We start from the raw sequence: 21,725 nt of genomic DNA on the forward strand, positions 1-21,725 counted from the left end.
GAGCGGATGTCGCATCGCGCCGCTTTTCGATGGCGCGGCGCTCAAGCCGCGGCGGAGTCGGCGATCTCGAGCAGCTCGCGGGCGTGCGCGAGCCCGCTCTCGGAATCGGCGAGCCCGGACAGCAGGCGTGCCATCTCGGCCTCGCGGTCGGTGCCCGTGAGCTGCCGCACGCTGGATGCCGTGACGCGGCCGTCGGTGCCCTTCACGACGCTCAGGTGGTTCGACGCGAACGCGGCGACCTGGGCGAGGTGCGTCACGACGATGACCTGCGAACGCTCGGCGAGCCGTGCGAGCCGGCGGCCGATCTCGATCGCGGCGGCGCCGCCGACGCCGGCGTCGACCTCGTCGAACACGAACGTGGGCACGGGATCGGCGCCCGCGATGACGACCTCGATCGCGAGCATCACGCGCGAGAGCTCGCCGCCGGAGGCGCCCTTGGAGACCGGGCGCGGTTCGGCACCCGGATGCGGGCGCAGCAGGATGGCGACGTGGTCCTGTCCGTGGGAGCCGGGCTCCGCGGCCCGCTCCACGAGGATGGTGAGTTCGGCGTCGGGCATCGCGAGGGCAGAGAGCTCCGCGGTCACCTCGCGCGCAAGGCGCTCGGCCGCGCCGGCTCTGAGGTCGCTCAGGCGGTCGGCGATCTCGGCGACGTCGGCGCCATGCTGTTCGACGCTCGCCTCGAGCTCGACGATGCGATCGTCGTCCCCGTCGAGTTCGACGAGTCGGAGGCCGCCGTCGTGTCGGAAGGCGAGGGCGTCGTCGAGGCTGCCGTGGCGCCGGATGAGCTGCCCGATGACCGCGAGGCGTTCCTGGACCCCCTCGAGCTCGGCGGCGCCGTCGGCGTCGAGGCCCGCGAGGTAGCTCGAGAGCTCGGCCGCGGCATCCGCGAGGGCGAATCCGGCACCGGCGACGGACTCCGCGATCGGCGCGAGGGCCGGATCGTGCGCGACGACGCGGTCGACGTGGCGACGCGCCGCCTCGACGAGGGTGATGGCGTCGGGCACGTCGTCGGCGGCCGTCTCGGCCGAGATGAGTTCGCGCGCCTGGGCGGCCGCGAGCCGGAGGTCTTCGAGGTTGGTCAGTCGCTCGGCGCGTTCCTGAAGTGCGGCATCCTCGCCGGGCTGGGGATCGGCGGCCTCGACCTCGTCGAGCGCGAGCCGGAGCTCGTCGGCCTCGCGCGCGCGTTCGTCATGGTGCTCGCGCAATCGACGCAGCTCGTCGGCCTCGGCGCGCCACGCGCGATAGGCGATGCGGTACTCCCCCAGCGCGGCGGCCAGCTCGGCACCGCCGAAGCGGTCGAGCGCCTCGCGTTGCGCCGCGGCCGAGCGGAGCCGCTGCTGATCGGCCTGCCCGTGGACCACCACGAGGTGGTCGGCGAGCTCGGCGAGCACCCCGACGGGCGCGCTGCGACCGCCGACGATCGCGCGGCTGCGCCCCTCGGTCGAGACCGAACGCCCCAGCAGCAGTTCGCCGCCGTCGATCTCGCCGCCCGCATCGGCGACGCGGTCGGCGACGGGTTCGACGTCGTCGAGGAGCCAGCGGCCCTCGACCCACGCCTGCTTCGCGCCGGATCGCACGGTGCCGGCGTCGGCACGCGCGCCGAGCAGCAGCCCGAGCGCGGTGACGACCATCGTCTTGCCCGCGCCGGTCTCACCGGTCACGGCGGTGAAGCCGGGACCGAGCGGAAGGTTCGCCTCGGCGATCACGCCGAGGTCGCGGATTCCGAGCTCCTCAATCACCGGCGACCGGCCCCCTCCAGCCAGTCACAGGCAGCTGGAACTTGTTCACGAGCCGGTCGGTGAAGGGTGCCTGGTGCAGGCGCGCAAGGCGCACGGGGATGGGCGAACGGCGCACGATGACCCGGGCACCCGGCGGCAGTTCGAACATGCGCCGGCCGTCGCACCAGATCACCGCCGCCGCCTCGGTGCGTTGCAGCACCTCGATCGCGAGCGAGGAATCGGGCCCGACGACGAGCGGACGCGCGAACAGCGCGTGTGCGCTCAGCGGCACGAGCAGGAGCGCCTCGACCGCGGGCCAGACGACCGGGCCGCCGGCGGAGAACGAGTACGCGGTCGAGCCCGTGGGCGTGGACATGACGACGCCGTCGCAGCCGAACGACGACAGCGGCCGACGGTCGACCTCGATCACGACCTCGAGCATGCGCTCGCGCTCGGCCTTCTCGACGGTGGCCTCGTTGAGGGCCCAGCTCTCGTAGACGACCTCGTCGCCGACCTTGGCGCGCACCGAGAGCGTCATGCGCTCTTCGACCGTGTAGTCGCGCGCGAGCGCGCGGCCCACGGTGTAGCCGAGGTCGTCGCGCTCGCTCTCGGCGAGGAACCCGACGTGCCCCAGGTTGACGCCGAGGAGTGGCACCGGGTGATCGCGCGTGAGCTCGGCGGCGCGGAGGATCGTGCCGTCGCCGCCGAGCACGATCGCGAGCTCGAGGTGCTTGGGCGAGACCTCTTCGAACCGCTTGACGACGTTCTCGAGTTCGGGAAGGGCCGTGAGCACGTCGTGCCACTGCTCGTGCGCGACGACGGGCACCGCGCCGGCCTCGGCGAGCTGGCCGCAGACGTCGGCCGTCGCCTCGAGGGCGGCGGCGCGACCGGTGTGGGAGACCACGAGGAAATGCCGTGCTTCGCTCACGCCGTGACGCCTCCCGTCGCTTCTCGGACCCGACCCGACCATTCTGACGGATCGGCGCCCCGGTTCGGGCTGAGCAGGACGAGCGCCTCGCGATTCCCATGGGTTCCCGCGATTGGGGAGGACAGGACGCCCGCAACGCGGAGCCCGAGGTCGTGGCCCGCCCAGAGCACGTTCATGACGGCGTCGGCCCGCGCCGCCGGGTCGCGCACGACGCCCTCGCGCGTGCCGCTGCGGCCGACCTCGAACTGCGGCTTGACGAGCAGCACGAGCTCGGCATCGGACGTCGCCGTGGCCATGAGAGCCGGGAGCACCGTCGTCAGCGAGATGAACGACAGGTCGGCCGTCACGAGCGTCGGCTGCTCGTCGATACCGCTCAGGCGCGCGAGCCCGGCGGCGTCGAGGTGACGCACGTTGCAGCCCTCGACGAGCACGAGCCCCGGGGCGCCGGCGAGTTGCGGCGCGAGCTGGCCGTGCCCGACGTCGACCGCGAGCACCATGCGGGCGCCGCGCTCGAGCAGCACCTGCGTGAACCCGCCCGTGGAAGCTCCCGCATCGAGCACGACGCGCCCGGCCGGGTCGACCCCGAACGCGTCGAGTGCCGCGATGAGCTTGTGCGCTGCGCGGCTGACGTAGTGATCAGCGCCGGCGACGTCGATCACCGCGGCATCGGTCACGCGGTGCGCGGGCTTCACGACCGGACGGCCGTCGACCGTGACGCGGCCGTCGACAATGAGGGAGGCGGCGTGCGTGCGTGATCGCGCGAGGCCGCGCGCCGCGAGCGCGGCGTCGAGGCGCTGGTCGGCCACGGTCACCCCGTGGCGCGTGCGGGATCCGACCGTTCGAGCTCGGTGCGCAGCTGCTCGGCCAGGCGGTCGTAGCCCGCGGCGCGTTCCTCGATCGGTGCGGCCTCGATCACGGCGAGCCCGTCGGCCGCGGCCGCCATCAGGTCGGTCGTCATCTCGACCGGGTCGTCGACGTCGAGGTCTCCTGTGCTCACGCTCCCACGGTACCTGCTGCCGCCGACATCGAGCGTGGGCGCGCCCGCATCGCGTGCACCGATCAGCGGTACAGCCGTTCCGGTACGTCGAGCGCGTGGATCGCGGTGCCGCATTCCCAGATCGCAAGGCATGCCGCGCGCAGGAGATCGAGCGGCTCATCGCCGTCGCGCTCGATCACGACGGTCCGCCCGTCGACCCGCACGACCGCGCGACCCACGCGCACGGCGCCCCGCTTGCGCTCGGCCTCGGGATACGGCTCGTGCAGCTCGCGCAGGTCGCCGAGGATGAACTGCGGACGACTCGCGGCATCCGCGGCGAGCACCTGCTTCGTCCGGTCGATGCCGGTGAGCACGACGGCAGAGGGGATTCCGGCACGATTGGCCCCGCGGATGTCGGTGTCGAGACGATCGCCCACCATGAGCGGATGCTGCGCGTCGAAGCGGTCGCGCGCCTCGTCGAAGATGGGCGTCTCGGGCTTGCCGGCGACCTCGGGGAACCGCCCCGCGGCCGTGTGCACGGCCGACACGAGCGTCCCGTTGCCCGGCGCGATGCCGCGTTCGACCGGGATCGTCCAGTCCATGTTCGTGGCGATCCAGGGGATGCCGCCCGGCTCGCCCGGTCCGCCGTGCGCGTTGAGCGCGAACGCGGCCTCGGCGAGCTGGCGCCATCCGACGTCGGGGTGGAAGCCCTGCATCACCGCGTGGGGCGCGTCGTCCGCCGAGCGCGTGACGCGGTAGCCGCCGCGCTCGAGCTCGGTGACGATGCCGTCCCCGCCGACCACGAGCACGAGCGAGCCCGGCGGCACGGACGCCGCGAGCAGCCGCATGGCGGCCTGTGGCGAGGTGACGACGTCGCGCGCCGACACCCGGAGCCCGAGCGACGACAGGTGCGCCGCGACCTGCTCGTCGCTGCGCGAGGCGTTGTTCGTGATGTACGCGACCGGGCGCTCGGCGCCCGCGCGGTTCAAGCTCTCGACGGCATGGGGGATGGCGTGCGGACCCGCGTACACGACCCCGTCGAGGTCGGCGAACACCGCGTCGACGCCGTCGAGCGGCGTGGACGCGCGGCTGCGCGCTCCGAGGATGGGGCTCATTCGCGCCCGGCGTGGCCGTCCGCGTCGGCGGATTCGTCGAGGCCGGCCGTCTCCTCGAGGATCGCGGCCACCTCGGGCTCGATGGCATCCGCCGGATCGCCCTCGACGTCATCGAGCTCGACGCCGGCCTCGGCGTCGGCGGCGATCAGCGTCGCCGCGGGCTCCGACGCGAGTGCGGGCTCCCCCGCTTCGGTCGGCTGGATCGGCGCCTCGTCCTCCTCCAGTTCGAACACCTCGACGAAGTCGGGCTGGGCGCCCTCGAGCGCCGCCTCCGCGCGGTCGGCGAGGCCGCGCCAGCGTGCGGCATCGTCGGCGCGACCGAGTTCCTCGAGCACCTCGGCGTACGCCGCGAACAGCGCCGGGCTGTACGAGAAGGCGCGGTCGGGATCGAGTTGCGGCACCTCGAGCTCCGCGAGCGCGAGTTCGGGCTGGCCGAGGTCGAGCCGGGCGCCCGACATCGCGATCGCCAGGGCCGCCTGGACCGATGCGGACAGGCGCGAGCGGTCGACCGATCGGCCCAGCTCGAGTGCGCGGTCGGCGCGGCCGACCCCGCGCTCGCTGTCGACCATGAGCGGCAGCTGGTCGTCCCGACCGGTCAGGCGACGATAGGTCCGGAGCTCCCGCAGCGCGAGCCCGAAGTCGCCGGTCGCGTACGCCGTGATCGCGAGCGTCTCCCGGACCACGCCGATGCGACCCGCGCGACGCGCTGCGGAGAGGGCATGGCGGTGCGCGAGCTGCGGGTCGACCTCGAGTGCCTCTGCCGCGGCGACCAGGTGGCGTGCGACCCAGTCGGCGTTCTCCTTGGAGAGCGTCTTCAGTTCCGATCGCGCCGCGGAGTCGAGATCCCGGGGCGTGATGCGCTCGGGCACCTCGGGGTCATCGTGCCGTGGACGAACACGCAGGTCGGCCGCGCCGTGGCCCGCGATACGAGGCGCGCGCTCGGTTCCGCGACCCGCGTCGCGACCTCGTCGATCACCCTCACGGTGCGGACGGCCGTAGGTCGTCCGTTCGCCGTCCCGGGTGCGGTCGCCGTACGACTTCCGCTCTCCATCGCGACCACGGTCGCCGTACGGCTTCCGATCGCCATCGCGCTTCGGCGCGCCGTACGACCGGCGTTCACCTTCACGAGAACGCTCACCGTACGGCTTCCCCTCACCATCACGCGAACGATCGCCATATGGCTTCCGCTCACCATCACGGGAGCGGTCGCCGTAGGGCTTCCGATCGCCATCGCGGGAGCGATCACCGTAGGGCTTCCGATCGCCATCGCGTTTCGGCGCACCGTCACGGGAACGGTCACCGTACGACCGGCGCTCACCGTCACGGGAACGATCGCCGTACGGCTTCCGATCGGCCTTGCGGTTGTCTCGGTCGGACCGTCCGTACGCACCGCGGTCTCCGCCGGCGGCTCGGTCTCTCTCGCGGCGTGGTGTGCCGCCTCGAGCCCGGCCGTCGCCGTCCCGTCGAGCTCCCTGGCTGCGCTTGGGGCGGTCCTCGCCCGTCGGCTCCTGCGTCGAATCGCTCACGGTGTTCCTGTCGTGTCGTCTGGGAGTCCTCGTCGGACTCAACCGTACCGTCGGGCCGTCCTGGCGAGCCCGTTAACGAGAAATGGCCACCCGCCGGCGCTCGCAATTGAACGCGGTGGGTGGCCACTCCTCAATGAATGTCCGGCGGTGTCCTACTCTCCCACAGGGTCGCCCCTGCAGTACCATCGGCGCTGCGAGTCTTAGCTTCCGGGTTCGGAATGTGTCCGGGCGTTTCCCTCGCGCTATGGCCGCCGAAACTCTAGGACCAACGTGTCCCGCACCCGGGGGGGTGCGGGGGTTGGTGGTTTCGGTGCCCACCACGCCCCACGTGTGTGGTGGGGTGGTGGGGTGCTCTGTTCTGTTGAGTGTGTTTCCGTCTGTTGGGAACCACAGAGTGGACGCGAGTACATCAGGCTCCACACCGCTGCCTTACAACGATGGTGTGGATAGTGATTGTCAAGTTGTCGGCGTATTAGTACCAGTCAGCTGCACACCTTGCGGTGCTTCCACATCTGGCCTATCAACCCAGTCGTCTGGCTGGGAGCCTCTCCCCCGAAGGGATGGAAATCTCATCTTGAGGCCGGCTTCCCGCTTAGATGCTTTCAGCGGTTATCCATCCCGAACGTAGCTAACCAGCGGTGCTCCTGGCGGAACAACTGGCACACCAGAGGTTCGTCCAACCCGGTCCTCTCGTACTAGGGTCAGATCCTCTCAAATTTCCTGCGCGCGCAGAGGATAGGGACCGAACTGTCTCACGACGTTCTAAACCCAGCTCGCGTACCGCTTTAATGGGCGAACAGCCCAACCCTTGGGACCTACTCCAGCCCCAGGATGCGACGAGCCGACATCGAGGTGCCAAACCATGCCGTCGATATGGACTCTTGGGCAAGATCAGCCTGTTATCCCCGAGGTACCTTTTATCCGTTGAGCGACAGCGCTTCCACAAGCCACTGCCGGATCACTAGTCCCGACTTTCGTCCCTGCTCGACCTGTCAGTCTCACAGTCAAGCTCCCTTGTGCACTTACACTCGCCACCTGATTGCCAACCAGGTTGAGGGAACCTTTGGGCGCCTCCGTTACTCTTTGGGAGGCAACCGCCCCAGTTAAACTACCCACCAGGCACTGTCCCTGAACCGGATCACGGTTCGAAGTTAGATATCCAGAGTGACCAGAGTGGTATTTCAACAATGACTCCACGAACACTGGCGTGCCCGCTTCACAGTCTCCCACCTATCCTACACAAGCCACACCGAACACCAATACCAAGCTGTAGTAAAGGTCACGGGGTCTTTCCGTCCTTCTGCGCGTAACGAGCATCTTTACTCGTAATGCAATTTCGCCGAGTTCGCGGTTGAGACAGCTGGGAAGTCGTTACGCCATTCGTGCAGGTCGGAACTTACCCGACAAGGAATTTCGCTACCTTAGGATGGTTATAGTTACCACCGCCGTTTACTGGGGCTTAAATTCTCAGCTTCGCCGTGAGGCTAACCGGTCCTCTTAACCTTCCAGCACCGGGCAGGCGTCAGTCCGTATACATCGTCTTGCGACTTGGCACGGACCTGTGTTTTTAGTAAACAGTCGCTTCCCACTGGTCTCTGCGGCCTTCAACGCTCCGGGAGCAAGTCCCTTCACGAATCCGGCCCCCCTTCTCCCGAAGTTACGGGGGCATTTTGCCGAGTTCCTTAACCACGATTCTCTCGATCTCCTCGGTATTCTCTACCTGACCACCTGAGTCGGTTTGGGGTACGGGCGGCTGGAACCTCGCGTCGATGCTTTTCTCGGCAGCATAGGATCACCCACTTTTCATCCGCGTCACGTCTCAGCCTGGATGAGCGACGGATTTGCCTATCGCTCGGCCTACACGCTTGCCCCGGGACAACCATCGCCCGGGCTGGGCTACCTTCCTGCGTCACACCTGTTATCACGCTCACTCCACCAGATGGGGTCGCATGCCGCCCCGCGACGTTCCCCGAAGGGTCGGTCACGGCTTGGGATGCTTAGCACTCCTGGTTTCGTGTGGGCGGTTCTTCGCCGGTACGGGAATATCAACCCGTTGTCCATCGACTACGCCTGTCGGCCTCGCCTTAGGTCCCGACTTACCCAGGGCAGATTAGCTTGACCCTGGAACCCTTGGTCTTCCGGAGGACGGGTTTCTCACCCGTCTTTCGCTACTCATGCCTGCATTCTCACTCGTGTGCCGTCCACGGCTGGTTTCCACCGCCGCTTCACCCGGCACACGACGCTCTCCTACCCATCACCACGACTGGACCACGAAGGCCTATCGATATGCGGTAATGCCACGACTTCGGTGGCGTGCTTGAGCCCCGTTACATTGTCGGCGCGGAATCACTTGACCAGTGAGCTATTACGCACTCTTTCAAGGGTGGCTGCTTCTAAGCCAACCTCCTGGTTGTCTGTGCAACTCCACATCCTTTCCCACTTAGCACGCGCTTAGGGACCTTAGTCGGTGGTCTGGGTTGTTTCCCTCTCGACGATGAAGCTTATCCCCCACCGTCTCACTGCTGCGCTCTCACTTACCGGCATTCGGAGTTTGGCTGACGTCAGTAACCTGTTGGGGCCCATCGGCCATCCAGTAGCTCTACCTCCGGCAAGAAACACGCAACGCTGCACCTAAATGCATTTCGGAGAGAACCAGCTATCACGAAGTTTGATTGGCCTTTCACCCCTATCCACAGCTCATCCCCTCAGTTTTCAACCTAAGTGGGTTCGGTCCTCCACGACGTCTTACCGTCGCTTCAACCTGGCCATGGATAGATCACTTCGCTTCGGGTCTAGGACCTGCGACTGAATCGCCCTATTCAGACTCGCTTTCGCTACGGCTGCCCCACACGGGTTAACCTCGCCACAGATCACTAACTCGCAGGCTCATTCTTCAAAAGGCACGCCGTCACACCAACACGGGCGCTCCGACGGTTTGTAAGCAAACGGTTTCAGGTACTATTTCACTCCCCTCCCGGGGTACTTTTCACCTTTCCCTCACGGTACTTGTCCGCTATCGGTCATCTGGGAGTATTTAGGCTTATCAGGTGGTCCTGACAGATTCACACGGGATTTCTCGGGCCCCGTGCTACTTGGGATACCTCTCCGGCCGGCCGCGCATTTCGACTACGGGACTCACACCCACTCTGGTCCGGCTTTCAATCCGGTTCGTCTATACACGACACGTCACCGCCGCTGCCCGGCAGAACAGCGCGAAAGGTCCCACAACCCCGACCATGCAACCCCTGCCGGGTATCACACATGACCGGTTTAGCCTCATCCGCTTTCGCTCGCCACTACTCACGGAATCACGGTTGTTTTCTCTTCCTGTGGGTACTGAGATGTTTCACTTCCCCACGTTCCCTCTACCCGCCCTATATATTCAGGCGGGAGTCACCAGGTCACCACAAGGGGCCCGGCGGGGTTTCCCCATTCGGAAATCCTCGGATCACAGCTCGTTTATCAGCTCCCCGAGGCTTATCGCAGATTACGACGTCCTTCTTCGGCTCCAGATGCCAAGGCATCCACCGTTTGCTCTTAGAAACTTGAAATCACATGAGTTCGAATCGCACACCCGAACCCGAAGGCCCGGATGCGAAATTGACCAGTGAAGACGCCAGCACAGGCACCCCGAAAGGCACCCACCTGGCGACTCACCTATTGTGAAACAGCCCGAAGGCTGCTTCTAAGATGCTCGCGTCCACTATGTAGTTCTCAACAGACGGCCAGAACCCCCACCCCCGCCGGCAACCGCCGACCTCGGTGAAGGCCTGAAGAGTCCAAACCGCCCCACCACGAACCCGCACCCGAAGATGCGACCCGCAGCAGGACTGCGCCCGGTCCCTCAGGACCCAACAGCGTGCACGCACCAACCCCCTCGCCCCGACCCGTTCCAACCAGCCCCGAAGGACCGGCGTACTGAAACCAGGACGACTCAGCTGATGCCTATGTCAATGTTCCACCCATGAGCTGCCAGCAGCGAACGTATGCCGCTGATCTGGCATGCCTGGAAGGCCGAAACCTCCAGATGCTCCTTAGAAAGGAGGTGATCCAGCCGCACCTTCCGGTACGGCTACCTTGTTACGACTTAGTCCTAATCACCGATCCCACCTTCGACGGCTCCCTCCACAAGGGTTAGGCCACCGGCTTCGGGTGTTACCGACTTTCATGACTTGACGGGCGGTGTGTACAAGGCCCGGGAACGTATTCACCGCAGCGTTGCTGATCTGCGATTACTAGCGACTCCGACTTCATGAGGTCGAGTTGCAGACCTCAATCCGAACTGAGACCGGCTTTTTGGGATTCGCTCCGCCTTACGACATCGCAGCCCTTTGTACCGGCCATTGTAGCATGCGTGAAGCCCAAGACATAAGGGGCATGATGATTTGACGTCATCCCCACCTTCCTCCGAGTTGACCCCGGCAGTCTCACATGAGTCCCCACCATAACGTGCTGGCAACATGCGACGAGGGTTGCGCTCGTTGCGGGACTTAACCCAACATCTCACGACACGAGCTGACGACAACCATGCACCACCTGTATACGAGTGTCCAAAGAGTCCCGTATCTCTACGGTGTTCTCGTATATGTCAAGCCTTGGTAAGGTTCTTCGCGTTGCATCGAATTAATCCGCATGCTCCGCCGCTTGTGCGGGCCCCCGTCAATTCCTTTGAGTTTTAGCCTTGCGGCCGTACTCCCCAGGCGGGGCGCTTAATGCGTTAGCTACGACACGGAAACCGTGGAAAGGTCCCCACATCTAGCGCCCAACGTTTACGGCGTGGACTACCAGGGTATCTAATCCTGTTCGCTCCCCACGCTTTCGCTCCTCAGCGTCAGTAAGTGCCCAGAGACCTGCCTTCGCCATCGGTGTTCCTCCTGATATCTGCGCATTCCACCGCTACACCAGGAATTCCAGTCTCCCCTACACCACTCAAGTCTGCCCGTACCCACTGCAGGCCCGGAGTTGAGCCCCGGGATTTCACAGCAGACGCGACAAACCGCCTACGAGCTCTTTACGCCCAATAATTCCGGACAACGCTCGGACCCTACGTATTACCGCGGCTGCTGGCACGTAGTTAGCCGGTCCTTTTTCTGCAGGTACCGTCACCCCGAAAGGCTTCTTCCCTACTAAAAGCGGTTTACAACCCGAAGGCCGTCATCCCGCACGCGGCGTTGCTGCATCAGGCTTGCGCCCATTGTGCAATATTCCCCACTGCTGCCTCCCGTAGGAGTCTGGGCCGTGTCTCAGTCCCAGTGTGGCCGGTCACCCTCTCAGGCCGGCTACCCGTCGACGCCTTGGTGAGCCATTACCTCACCAACAAGCTGATAGGCCGCGAGTCCATCCCAAACCGAAAAAACTTTCCACCCAACCTCATGCGAGGAAAGGTCCTATCCGGTATTAGCTCCGATTTCTCGGGGTTATCCCAGAGTCCAGGGCAGGTTACTCACGTGTTACTCACCCGTTCGCCACTAATCCCCAGGTGCAAGCACCCGGTTCATCGTTCGACTTGCATGTGTTAAGCACGCCGCCAGCGTTCGTCCTGAGCCAGGATCAAACTCTCCAAAAAAAATGGTTCAACCAACCCCGAAAGGAAGGTCAAGTTCAATCACTGACAGAGAAACAACTGACTCGAAAATCAAATTGTCCATCAATCAAAGGAAACCCATCCCCCACCCCAAAAACGAGGCAAGAAACACGGGGTTCAAAAAATTGGCATTGAACATAGTGCACGCTGTTGAGTTCTCAAGAAACGGACGCACCCGGGTCACGACCGCTCGACGCGGACCGATCAGCCGAGGCTGTTTCGTTGTCATCATCCGGGGATCCCGTGGGACCGAGCCGGACGCTTCGAACCTGGACGATCAGATCGTGAGGTTCGGGATCGTGCCGCTTGAGGAGGAGAAGCTCTTCGCCTCTCTCGCTCCTGTGGGGCAACGAATGAATACTTTACGGAGATCCCGGGGGCGCCGCAACTTGGCCCTGCATCCCGGGCGTGTCGCGCCTCAGTCCGCCCATCCGGCGATGTCCGATCCCCACTGATGCGGGGCCTGGCGCCACGTCATCGGGCCGTCCGGCGATGCGATCGCCGGCAGCGGGATCCGCTGGGAGCCGGCGGGGCCGGAGAGCGTCGTCGTGTTCCCCGCGCGCTCCACGTCGCCGATGCCGGGGGGCGACGGGTCGGCGCGTCGGGGCATCGTGAGCAGCTCCGCGGCCGTCCGTCGCAGCGACATCCGCGCGAGCCACGAGCCGCCTTCGGCTCGCCGCCGCTCGACCAGCGTGGTGATCGCCGCAGCGAGGAGGTAGCCCGTCGCATGGTCGAGCGCCTGAGCGGGCAACGCGCCCGGCGCATCCGAGCCGCCTTCGACGATCGCGATCCCGGATGCCGCCTGCACGAGGCTGTCGAACCCGCCGCGCTCACCCGCACGGCCGTCGACGCCCCACGCGGAGAGCTGGGCGACCACGAGGCCGGGGAAGCGCTCCAGGATCGCCGCCGGCTCGAGTCCGAGGCGCCGCAGGGCGCTCGGCCGGTACCCGAGCACGATGGCCTCGGCCGACCCGAGCAGTTCGTCGAACCGCGCGGCGTCATCGGCCGTCGTGAGATCGAGGATCGCGCTGCGCTTGCCCGGACCCGTGTCGAGATGCTGCCACCCGATCTCGGGCGGTGACGGCGGGTCGACGCGCAGCACGTCGGCACCCAGGAGCGCGAGGGTGCGCGTGGCGACCGGACCGGCGATCACCCGCGTCAGGTCGAGCACGCGCACGCCGGCGAGCGGCAGCCCGTCGCGGCGGTGGACCGCGGAAGGCGGAGCCGTGCCATCCGCCCGCGCCGTCACCTCGATCAGCGGCGTCTCGGCCAGGGCCGCGTCGACCGCGCGGACCTCGGGTGCGACCGCGACGCACATGCCGCCCGCTGCGGTCACCGCTTTCGCGAGGTCGTCGGCCTCCCACGACGCGACCGCCGCGTCGGCGATCGCCGGCGCCGCGGCATCCGCCTCGGAGAGTCCGAGCACTCGTCGCAACGCCTCGGCGTGGTGCGGGTAGTTGCCGTGCGTGCGAACCCATCCGTCCCGCGCGCGCCGGAATCCCGACAGCGGGGCCCACACGTCGGGCGCGCGGCCGTCGAACTCGACGACGCGTTCACTCGTGAACGCGGTCGCGATGCGCGCGCCGTCGAGGTGCAACGATCCCGGTCCGGCCTCGTGCGCCCAGCCGGCGAGGCTCGCCGCCGCGACGGTTGCCACGGCGAGCGACGACACGTCGAGTCTCGCCGGGAGCGGCACCGCCGGCAGCGGCGCGAGCGCGCGCAACTCGCCCGGGTCGCGCCCGAGCTCGGCCCAGACGCGCGCGAGGAGGCGGTCGCCCGCTCCCCCGTGCGCCATGGCGACCTACCGGACGAAGACGCCCGCGAGGGTCTTCTTGCCCCGACGCAGCACGGCCATACCGCCCGACGGCACACGGCCGTCGATCGTGGCGCCCTCATCGTCGATGCGCACGTTGTCGAGCGAGACGCCGCCCTGGGCGATCGCCCGGCGGCCCTCGCTGAGGCTCGAGACGAGGCCCGTGTCGACGAGCAATTGCACGATGGGCGCACCCGGCGCGGCGTCGGTGTTCGGCAGTTCGCGCAGCGCGGCCTCGAGCGTGCCCTGGTCGAGCCCCGCGAGGTCGCCCTGGCCGAACAGCGCCTGCGACGCCGCGACGACCGCGGCCGTCGCATCCGCCCCGTGCACGAGGGTGGTGACCTCGTGCGCCAGCACCCGCTGCGCCTCGCGGCGGAACGGCTCGGACTCGACCTTCTCGGCGAGCTCGTCGATGCGTGCTCGCGAGAGGAACGTGAAGACCTTGAGCCGATCGATCACGTCGGCGTCGTCGGTGTTCAACCAGAACTGGTAGAAGCGGTACGGGCTGCACATGTCGGCATCGAGCCAGATCGCGTTGCCCTCGCTCTTGCCGAACTTGGTGCCGTCGGAGTTCGTGATGAGCGGGGTGCCGATCGCGTGGACGTGCCGGCCCTCGACGCGGTGGATCAGGTCGGTGCCGCTCGTGAGGTTGCCCCACTGGTCGCTTCCGCCGGTCTGCAGCACGCAGTCGTACTGGCGGTACAGCTCGAGGTAATCGAACCCCTGCAGGATCTGGTAGCTGAACTCGGTGTAGCTGATGCCCGCGTCGGAGCTCAGGCGCGAGGCCACGGCATCCTTCTTGAGCATCGTGCCGACGCGGTAGTGCTTGCCGATGTCGCGCAGGAAGTCGATGGCGGACAGGCCGGCGGTCCAGTCGAGGTTGTTCACCATGCGGACGGCGTTCTCGCCCTCGGCGGAGAGGAATCGGCTGATCTGCGCGCGGAGCCGCTCGACCCACTCGGCGACGGTCTCCTTGGTGTTCAGGGTGCGCTCGGCAGTCGGACGGGGATCCCCGATGAGCCCGGTCGATCCGCCGACGAGGCCGAGCGGCTTGTGGCCGGCGAGCTGGAGACGGCGGAGCGTGAGGATCTGCACGAGGTTGCCGAGGTGCAGGCTCGGCGCGGTCGGGTCGAACCCGCAGTAGTACGTGATCGGCTCGCCCGCGAGCAGTTCCTTCAGCGCGGCCTCATCGGTCGAGACGTGGACGAGCCCGCGCCAGCGGAGCTCGTCCCAGACGTCGTCGAACGTGGGGTCGTTCTGCTGTTCGGCGAGGATGGCGGGGTCGGACACGTGAGCAAGGGTAGCAGCGGGGATGGTTGCGCATCCCGAAGCCATGCGGCTTCATCGGCACCTATCAAGTCCGGTGACTTGATTTTGACGACCGAAGGATGGTACCTTCAGATCGGATGACCCGGGGAGGTCCGTGTGTTCGTCATCACCGCCGACCAGGTCGGCAGCCGCACCGACATCGATCGATCCGCCGCGATGCAGGCCGAACTGCAGCGGCGATTCGGCGACCGCCTGCGACTGCCCGTCGACCAGACCGCCGGCGATGAGCTCCAGGCGCTCACCGAGCACGCCGACGTCGCGCTCGACCTCGTGCTCGCGCTCGGCCGCGACGGTCATTGGAGCACCGGGCTGGGCGTCGGTGAGGTGCGCACTCCGCTGCCCGATGCCGTGCGCAAGGCCGCGGGCGGTGCGTTCATCGCCGCGCGCGAGGCGGTCGACGCCGCCAAGCGCGCGGAGGGCAGGTTCGCACTGCGCGCGGCGATCGATCCGGCGACGGCGACGGATGCCTCGGCGCCGGCGCTCGGGCCCGCCGAGCTCGAGCCGCTCGTCCGCCTGCTCCTGCTCGTGCGCGACCGTCGCAGCCCGCAGGGCTGGGAGGCGATCGACCTCGTCCGCGAGGTCGGCAGCCAGAAACGAGCGGCCGAGACGCTGGGCATCTCCGACGCGGCCGTCAGCCAGCGCCTGAAGGCGGCGGTGTGGTCGATCGACGACGATGCCCGACCCGGACTCGTGCGGCTCCTCGCCGACCTCGACCTCGCCGCCGACCCTGCCGCAGCGCGACGCGCCCGGACGGGGCTCACCGGCGGTGACGGCGGCGATCGCTAGGCTCGATCGACGACGCCCCGACCGCCCCCGACGGTCGCGGACCCACCCCAGAGGAGCGGAGACGACGTGAACCTGAACGATGCCATGTCGGCATTCGGCTGGGCCGTGATCATCGGCTCGCTGGCGATCGCCGCGGTGTTCTCGGTCCTCGCGTATCACCGTCCCCGTCCGCCCTACCTGTACATCGCCGGTGGCGCCGTAGTGGTCGCGCTCGTCGGCGCATCGACCGCGCAGGCCGACGTCCCGCCCGTCGCAGCGCCGCTCATCGCCCTGCTCGGCATGACCGTCGCCGTCTTCGGCGGCAGCCCCGCGGCGGCCACCGCACTTCAGCTGGCCATGGGCGGCAGCGCGGCGCCCGGCGCGCACGGCGGCATCCTCGTGGCGGTGCGCTCCGACGAGCCGCGCGAGCCCGGCATCGCCGCCCCGCGACGCGAGGTGCTGCGCGGCGGCCTGACGATCGGGATCCTCGAGCGCGTGGGGGCAGCGGGCTCGATCATCGCCGGCTTCCCCGAAGGACTGGCGATCGTCGTGGCGATCAAGGGCGTCGGCCGATTCACCGAGCTCGAAGCGCCCGAGGCGCGCGAGCGCTTCATCATCGGCACCTTCGCGAGCCTCATCTGGGCCTGCGCCGCCGCGCTGACGGTGCACATGGCGATCCGCTGAGCGGGTCCCGTACGCCCAGCGCTGGCGCCCGCCGACCAGGCCGCGCGCTCAGTGCGATTTCGGATGTCGCCGGTAGACCGAGACGCCCGGGTCCCCCGGCAGCCAGAACCGCCAGGAGTACTCCACGGCTCCCCCGGCACCGGCGATGCCCGTGCGCGGACCGGTCTCGTGCACCAGCGGCTCGGCCGGGACCCGCAGTTCGAACGGCGCCGTGAGCAGGTCGCTCCCGTTGCGTGCGAGCGGGACGCCGAGCGCCTGCGCGAGGCGGGCCGGTCCGCGAGCCAGGTCCCGCTCGGTCGAACGCGGTCGACGCGATCGGGCCAGGTCCAGGCCCTCGACGATCGTGCCGCCCCGCAGCAGCACCCCGCCCGATGTGCCGGCGTGGTCGGCGACGATGTTCAGGCACGTGTGCATGCCGTACGTGAAGTAGGCGTACAGGTGGCCGCCGTCGCCGAACATGACGGCGTTGCGCGCGGTCCGGCCCCGGAACGCGTGCGAACCCGGATCGACGCCGACGCCCCGGTACGCCTCGAGCTCGGAGAGCCGCACCGCCACGCGTCCCTCATCCGATTCGTACGCGAGCACCGCGCCGAGCAGGAGCGGCGCGAGTGCCACGGAGTCCCGGAGGAACCACGCGCGGTCGGGCTGCACCAGGGCGGCGTCGTCCGCCGCCCGCGCCATCCGCTCGCCCGTGGTCATGGTGCGTCGCCTCAGACGTCGCCGCCGGGGAGCGCCTGCACGAGGTGACGAACGCGGTCGGCCAGCGCCGCGAACTGCGCCTCGACGCCGGCGGGCGCGGTGCCGCCCACGCCGTCGCGGCTCGCGACGGAGCCCTCGATCGTCAGGACCTCGCGCACCTGGGGCGTGAGCTGGGGGGAGATCGCGGCGAGCGCGGCGTCGTCGACCTCGTGCAGCTCGAGCGAGTGCTCCTCGGCGTACCGCACGAGCGCGCCCGTGATCTCGTGCGCGTCGCGGAACGGCACGCGACGCTTCACGAGCCACTCCGCGACATCCGTCGCCAGCGAGAAGCCCGCCGGCGCGAGCTCGGCCATGCGGTCGGTGTGGAACGTGACGGTCTCGATCATGCCGGTGAACGCCGGCAGCAGCACCTCGAGCGTCTCGACCGAGTCGAAGACGGGCTCCTTGTCCTCCTGCAGGTCGCGGTTGTACGCGAGCGGCAGCGCCTTGAGCGTCGCGAGCAGCCCCGTGAGGTTGCCGATGAGGCGCCCGGACTTGCCGCGCGCGAGCTCGGCGATGTCGGGGTTCTTCTTCTGCGGCATGATCGACGACCCGGTCGAGTAGGCGTCGTCGAGCGTGACGAAGCCGAACTCGCGCGTGTTCCAGAGGATGACCTCCTCGGCGATGCGCGAGAGGTCGATCCCGATCATCGCGGTGACGAATGCGAACTCGGCGACCACGTCGCGGCTCGCGGTGGCATCGATCGAGTTCTCGGCCGGAGCGGCGAGGCCGAGGTCGCGCGCGACGGCGGCGGCATCGAGGCCGAGCGTCGAGCCGGCGAGCGCACCGCCGCCGTAGGGCGAGACATCCGCACGCTTCAACCAGTCGGCGAGCCGCTCGAGGTCGCGCGAGAGCGACCAGCCGTGCGCGAGCAGGTGGTGCGCGAGCAGCACGGGCTGGGCGTGCTGCAGGTGGGTGCGCCCCGGCATGATCGCCGTGCGGTGCTGGTCGGCCTGGGCCGCGAGCGCATCGATGAGATGGACGAGCTGACGCCCGATGGTCGCGGCGTGGTCCTTGAGGTAGAGGCGCACGAGCGTGGCGATCTGGTCGTTGCGGCTGCGGCCGGCACGCAGCTTGCCCCCGAGCTCCGGGCCGACCTCGGCGATGAGCGCGGCTTCGAGCGCGCCGTGCACGTCCTCGTCGGAATCGGCCGCGACGAGGTCGCCCGACAGCACGCGCGCCTCGAGTGCGTCGAGTCCGGTGAGCATGCGGTCGAGCTCGCCCGGCTCGAGGTAGCCGGCCGCGGCGAGCGCGCGGGCGTGTGCCCGGGACCCCGCGAGGTCGTACGGCGCGAGCTGCCAGTCGAAGTGGGTCGACTTCGAGAGTCGCTGCAGCTCGGGCGACGGGCCGCCCGCGAACCGCGCACCCCAGAGCGAGCCCTCATTGGTGCCGTGCCGGTCGTCGGTGCCGTTCGTCCCGGCCATGCTCACACGTCCTTCCTGGCGAGCAGCCACACGAGCAGCGCCTTCTGCGCGTGCAACCGGTTCTCGGCCTCGTCCCAGATGATCGACTGCGGGCCGTCGATGACGTCGGCGGCGACCTCGTAGCCGCGATCGGCGGGCAGGCAGTGCAGGAACACCGCGTCGGGCTTCGCGAGCGACATGAGCTCGGCGTCGACCTTGTACGCGCCGAACGTCGCGACCCGGTGCGCCTTCTCGTCCTCCTTGCCCATCGACACCCACGTGTCCGTGACGATCACGTCGGCGCCGGCGGCGGCCTCGGCCGGGTCGGTGTACAGCGCGACCGATCCGCCGGTGCCTGCGGCGATGCGGTCGGCATCGGCGACGACGGATGCCGCGGGCGAGAACTCCTCGGGGGCGGCCACGCGTACGTGCATGCCGGCGGTGGCGCCCGCGAGCACGTACGACTGCGCCATGTTCGAGGCACCGTCGCCGAGGAACGCGACCGTGAGTCCGGCGAGGGTGCCCTTGTGCTCGCGGATCGTGAGCAGGTCGGCGAGGAGCTGGCACGGGTGGAAGTCGTCGGAGAGCGCGTTGACGACGGGCACCGTGGTGCCCGCGGCCATCTCGTCGAGCCCGGACTGCGCGTAGGTGCGCCACACGATGGCCGACACCATCCGCTCGAGCACCCGTGCCGTGTCGGACGGCGTCTCCTTGCCGCCGAGCTGGCTCGAGGCGGTCGAGATGATCAGCGGAGAGCCACCGAGGTCGGCGATGCCGACCGCGAACGAGACGCGCGTGCGGGTCGACGACTTGTCGAAGATCACGGCGACGGTCTGCGGGCCGGCGAGCGGTGTCTGCGACCATCGGTCGGCCTTGAGTTGCGCAGCCAAGTCGAGGATCTCGGCCTGCTCGGCCGGGGTGATGTCGTCGTCGCGGAGGAAGTGGCGGGTCATATGGGCTTCCGTTCAGGCGCGCAAGCGGCGCGCGCGCGGTCGGGTCAGTGGGTGGCGACGGCGACCGCTCCGAGCGCGCGCGAGAACCGCGCCTCGAACTCGTCGAGCTCGGCGTCGCCGACGTTCAGCGGGGGCGCGATCCGGATGGTCGCGTCGTTGGCGGCGTTCACGATGAGTCCCGCATCGAGGGCCGACGCCGAGACCGCCGCGGCGGCCGGTTCGGTGAGCGCGACGCCCAGGAGCAGGCCCCGTCCGCGGACGCCCGCGACGAGCGGCGAGCCGAGCCCGAGCACGCGTTCTCGCAGCTCGGCGCCGCGGCGCGCGGCGTTCTCGACGAGTCCGGCTCGCTCGATCTCGCCGAGCACGGCGTTCGACACGGTCGTCGCGAGCGGGTTGCCGCCGAACGTCGACCCGTGCTGTCCCTTCGAGTAGAGCTCGGAGGCGTGGCCGAACGTGACGAGCGCCCCGATCGGGAAGCCGCCGCCGATCCCCTTGGCGACGGTGATGGCGTCGGGCAGGATGCCGGCGTGCTGGTAGGCGAACCACTCGCCCGTGCGGCCGGCGCCGGTCTGGATCTCGTCGACGATGAGGAGCGCCCCGTGGCGGTGGGTGAGCTCGCGCGCCGCCTGCAGGTAGCCCTCGGGCAGGTCGAGCACGCCCGCCTCGCCCTTGATCGGTTCGACGATGAGGGCGGCGACGCCGTCATCGAGCTCGGCTTCGAGCGCGTCGATGCTCGACGGGATGTGGTGCACGCCCCCGGGCAGCGGCTCGAACGCTTCGCGCATGGCCGGCTTGCCGGTCAGCGCGAGCGAGCCCATCGTCCGCCCGTGGAAGGCGTCGACGAGCGCGAGCACGCGCGAGCGGGCTCCGCCCGAGTTGTTCAGCCGGGCGAGCTTGAACGCGGCTTCATTCGCCTCGGCGCCCGAATTGCCGAACCAGACGCGTCCTGCCTCACCGGCGCCCGTCAGACGGGCGAGCCGGTCGGCGAGCTCGAGCGCCGGTTCGGTCGCGAAGTAGTTCGACACGTGCGCGAGCGTCGCGGCCTGCCGCGACACCGCCTCGACGAACACCGGGTGGGCGTGACCGAGCGAGTTCACGGCGATGCCCGCCAGGAAGTCGAGGTAGCGCGTGCCCTCGTCGTCCCAGACCCAGGCGCCCTCGCCGCGTTCGAGCTTGCGCAGCGGCATCCCGAGCGTGCGCATCATGCGGTGCTCGAAGCGTTCGCGCCATCCGGTCATGCGGTCACCCCAGCGGCATCCGTCGTCGACGCGACCCGGGCCGTCGGCACGACCTCGGTGCCGATGCCCTGCTTCGTGAACACCTCGAGCAGGATCGAGTGCGGCACGCGCCCGTCGATGATCGCCGCCTTCGGCACGCCTCCGGCCACGGCCTCGAGGCACGCGGCCATCTTCGGGATCATGCCGGACTCGAGCGACGGCAGCAGGGCCTCGAGCTCGGCCGCATCGATCTCGGAAACGAGCGAGTCGCGGTTGGGCCAGTCGCGGTAGAGCCCCGCGACGTCGGTGAGGATGACGAGCTTCGCGGCCCCGAGCGCGACCGCGAGCGACGCCGCGGCGGAGTCGGCGTTGACGTTGAGCGACTGCCCCGGCTGGTCGAGGTCGGGCGCGATCGAGGAGACGACCGGGATACGCCCCGCATCGACCTGCGCGAGCACCGCCTCGGGTTCGACCGCGACCACGTCGCCGACCAGGCCGAGGTCGACCTCCTCGCCGTCGACCACCGCGCCGCGCCGTCGCCCGCGGAACAGGCCGGCGTCCTCGCCGGAGAGCCCGGCGGCCAGCGGGCCGTGTTCGTTGATCAGGCTCACGAGCTCGCGGTTCACCTGACCCGACAGCACCATCCGGACCACGTCCATCGTCTCGGGGGTGGTCACGCGGTATCCGCCTCGGAACTCGCTCGGGATGCCGAGGCGTTCGAGCATCGAGGAGATCTGCGGGCCGCCGCCGTGCACCACGACCGGTCGGATCCCGGCGTACCGCAGGTACACCATGTCCTCGGCGAAGGCGCGCTGCAGCTCGGGGCTCACCATCGCGTTCCCGCCGAACTTCACGACGATCGTCTCGCCGTGGAACCGCTTGAGCCACGGAAGCGACTCGATCAGGGTCTCGGCCTTGCGGGCGGCAGCGGCGGCATCCGTGCGGGCGTCGCCGTCGTGCGTCATCTGCTCCTCGC

15 protein-coding genes and 3 rRNA genes are annotated in these 21,725 nt (G+C 68.6%); 2 read left to right on the forward strand and 16 right to left on the reverse strand.

Annotated elements, in window-relative coordinates:
• Positions 1–41: 41 nt before the first annotated feature.
• The 11 genes from recN to tyrS all read right to left on the reverse strand — a co-directional run bounded on the left by recN (position 42) and on the right by tyrS (position 14,950).
• Positions 42–1,739, reverse strand: coding sequence for a DNA repair protein RecN (recN, locus tag BLT99_RS07115; RefSeq protein ID WP_092670494.1), 1,698 nt, complete (start codon positions 1,737–1,739; stop codon positions 42–44).
• Positions 1,732–2,688, reverse strand: a complete 957-nt coding sequence (locus BLT99_RS07120) for an NAD kinase (protein ID WP_092670496.1) — start codon at positions 2,686–2,688, stop codon at positions 1,732–1,734. The genes recN and BLT99_RS07120 overlap by 8 nt, the downstream gene beginning before the upstream one ends.
• The gene (locus BLT99_RS07125; RefSeq protein WP_229724839.1) at positions 2,643–3,458 is read right to left on the reverse strand and encodes a TlyA family RNA methyltransferase; all 816 of its coding nucleotides are present in this window, start codon (positions 3,456–3,458) and stop codon (positions 2,643–2,645) included. The genes BLT99_RS07120 and BLT99_RS07125 overlap by 46 nt, the downstream gene beginning before the upstream one ends.
• Positions 3,455–3,643 (reverse strand): hypothetical protein, encoded by a 189-nt coding sequence (locus tag BLT99_RS18005; RefSeq protein WP_229724840.1) that lies wholly within the window; start codon positions 3,641–3,643, stop codon positions 3,455–3,457. Before BLT99_RS18005 ends, BLT99_RS07125 begins: the two co-directional genes overlap by 4 nt.
• A 62-nt stretch (positions 3,644–3,705) precedes the next feature.
• Positions 3,706–4,737 (reverse strand): HAD-IIA family hydrolase, encoded by a 1,032-nt coding sequence (locus BLT99_RS07130; protein ID WP_092670500.1) that lies wholly within the window; start codon positions 4,735–4,737, stop codon positions 3,706–3,708.
• Positions 4,734–5,606 carry a hypothetical protein gene (locus BLT99_RS07135; protein WP_229724841.1) on the reverse strand — a complete coding sequence of 291 codons (873 nt, stop codon included), beginning with the start codon at positions 5,604–5,606 and terminating at the stop codon, positions 4,734–4,736. Before BLT99_RS07135 ends, BLT99_RS07130 begins: the two co-directional genes overlap by 4 nt.
• Positions 5,607–6,402: 796 nt before the next feature.
• Positions 6,403–6,519, reverse strand: a 5S ribosomal RNA gene (gene rrf, locus BLT99_RS07140).
• A 196-nt stretch (positions 6,520–6,715) separates the two neighbouring features.
• Positions 6,716–9,814, reverse strand: a 23S ribosomal RNA gene (locus BLT99_RS07145).
• Between the two features lie 487 nt (positions 9,815–10,301).
• A 16S ribosomal RNA gene (locus BLT99_RS07150) occupies positions 10,302–11,829 on the reverse strand.
• Together the 16S, 23S and 5S rRNA genes form the textbook arrangement of a ribosomal RNA operon.
• A 436-nt stretch (positions 11,830–12,265) precedes the next feature.
• A complete protein-coding gene (locus tag BLT99_RS07155; protein WP_092670502.1) occupies positions 12,266–13,642 on the reverse strand; it encodes a CoA transferase in 1,377 nt (458 codons plus the stop codon).
• 6 nt (positions 13,643–13,648) lie between these two features.
• A complete protein-coding gene (gene tyrS, locus BLT99_RS07160) occupies positions 13,649–14,950 on the reverse strand; it encodes a tyrosine--tRNA ligase (RefSeq protein WP_229724878.1) in 1,302 nt (433 codons plus the stop codon).
• 135 nt (positions 14,951–15,085) lie between these two features.
• Here tyrS and BLT99_RS07165 point away from each other — a divergent pair, with 135 nt between their 5' ends.
• Both BLT99_RS07165 and BLT99_RS18010 read left to right on the forward strand, forming a co-directional pair.
• On the forward strand, positions 15,086–15,775 hold the full coding sequence (locus BLT99_RS07165; RefSeq protein WP_092670506.1) for a hypothetical protein: 690 nt from the start codon (positions 15,086–15,088) through the stop codon (positions 15,773–15,775).
• A gap of 66 nt (positions 15,776–15,841) precedes the next feature.
• Positions 15,842–16,438, forward strand: coding sequence for a hypothetical protein (locus BLT99_RS18010; RefSeq protein WP_092670508.1), 597 nt, complete (start codon positions 15,842–15,844; stop codon positions 16,436–16,438).
• 48 nt (positions 16,439–16,486) lie between these two features.
• On the opposite strand, the gene BLT99_RS07175 is transcribed toward BLT99_RS18010, so the two are convergent.
• Genes BLT99_RS07175 through argB form a run of 5 tightly spaced genes read right to left on the reverse strand, consistent with a single transcriptional unit; the run spans position 16,487 to position 21,714 of the window.
• Complete coding sequence (locus tag BLT99_RS07175) at positions 16,487–17,137, reverse strand: DNA-3-methyladenine glycosylase (RefSeq protein WP_229724879.1); 651 nt, start codon at positions 17,135–17,137, stop codon at positions 16,487–16,489.
• Positions 17,138–17,148: 11 nt separating this feature from the next.
• Positions 17,149–18,600, reverse strand: a complete 1,452-nt coding sequence (gene argH, locus BLT99_RS07180; RefSeq protein ID WP_092670510.1) for an argininosuccinate lyase — start codon at positions 18,598–18,600, stop codon at positions 17,149–17,151.
• 2 nt (positions 18,601–18,602) lie between these two features.
• The gene (gene argF / locus BLT99_RS07185) at positions 18,603–19,532 is read right to left on the reverse strand and encodes an ornithine carbamoyltransferase (protein ID WP_092670512.1); all 930 of its coding nucleotides are present in this window, start codon (positions 19,530–19,532) and stop codon (positions 18,603–18,605) included.
• A gap of 44 nt (positions 19,533–19,576) precedes the next feature.
• Positions 19,577–20,770, reverse strand: coding sequence for an acetylornithine transaminase (locus BLT99_RS07190; RefSeq protein WP_092670514.1), 1,194 nt, complete (start codon positions 20,768–20,770; stop codon positions 19,577–19,579).
• The gene (gene argB, locus BLT99_RS07195; protein ID WP_092675809.1) at positions 20,767–21,714 is read right to left on the reverse strand and encodes an acetylglutamate kinase; all 948 of its coding nucleotides are present in this window, start codon (positions 21,712–21,714) and stop codon (positions 20,767–20,769) included. The genes BLT99_RS07190 and argB overlap by 4 nt, the downstream gene beginning before the upstream one ends.
• Positions 21,715–21,725 lie beyond the last annotated feature (11 nt).

This window comes from Agromyces flavus (assembly GCF_900104685.1).
In the GTDB taxonomy this organism is placed as follows: Bacteria; Actinomycetota; Actinomycetes; order Actinomycetales; family Microbacteriaceae; genus Agromyces; species Agromyces flavus.

Excerpts from the sequence above, each read along its gene's own strand:
- argH (WP_092670510.1), bottom strand. The coding sequence starts at position 18,600 with ATGGCCGGGACGAACGGCACCGACGACCGGCACGGCACCAATGAGGGC.
- BLT99_RS07130 (WP_092670500.1), bottom strand. The coding sequence starts at position 4,737 with ATGAGCCCCATCCTCGGAGCGCGCAGCCGCGCGTCCACGCCGCTCGAC.
- BLT99_RS07120 (WP_092670496.1), bottom strand. The coding sequence starts at position 2,688 with ATGGTCGGGTCGGGTCCGAGAAGCGACGGGAGGCGTCACGGCGTGAGC.
- BLT99_RS07190 (WP_092670514.1), bottom strand. The coding sequence starts at position 20,770 with ATGACCGGATGGCGCGAACGCTTCGAGCACCGCATGATGCGCACGCTC.
- BLT99_RS07155 (WP_092670502.1), bottom strand. The coding sequence starts at position 13,642 with ATGGCGCACGGGGGAGCGGGCGACCGCCTCCTCGCGCGCGTCTGGGCC.
- BLT99_RS07175 (WP_229724879.1), bottom strand. The coding sequence starts at position 17,137 with ATGACCACGGGCGAGCGGATGGCGCGGGCGGCGGACGACGCCGCCCTG.
- argB (WP_092675809.1), bottom strand. The coding sequence starts at position 21,714 with ATGACGCACGACGGCGACGCCCGCACGGATGCCGCCGCTGCCGCCCGC.
- argF (WP_092670512.1), bottom strand. The coding sequence starts at position 19,532 with ATGACCCGCCACTTCCTCCGCGACGACGACATCACCCCGGCCGAGCAG.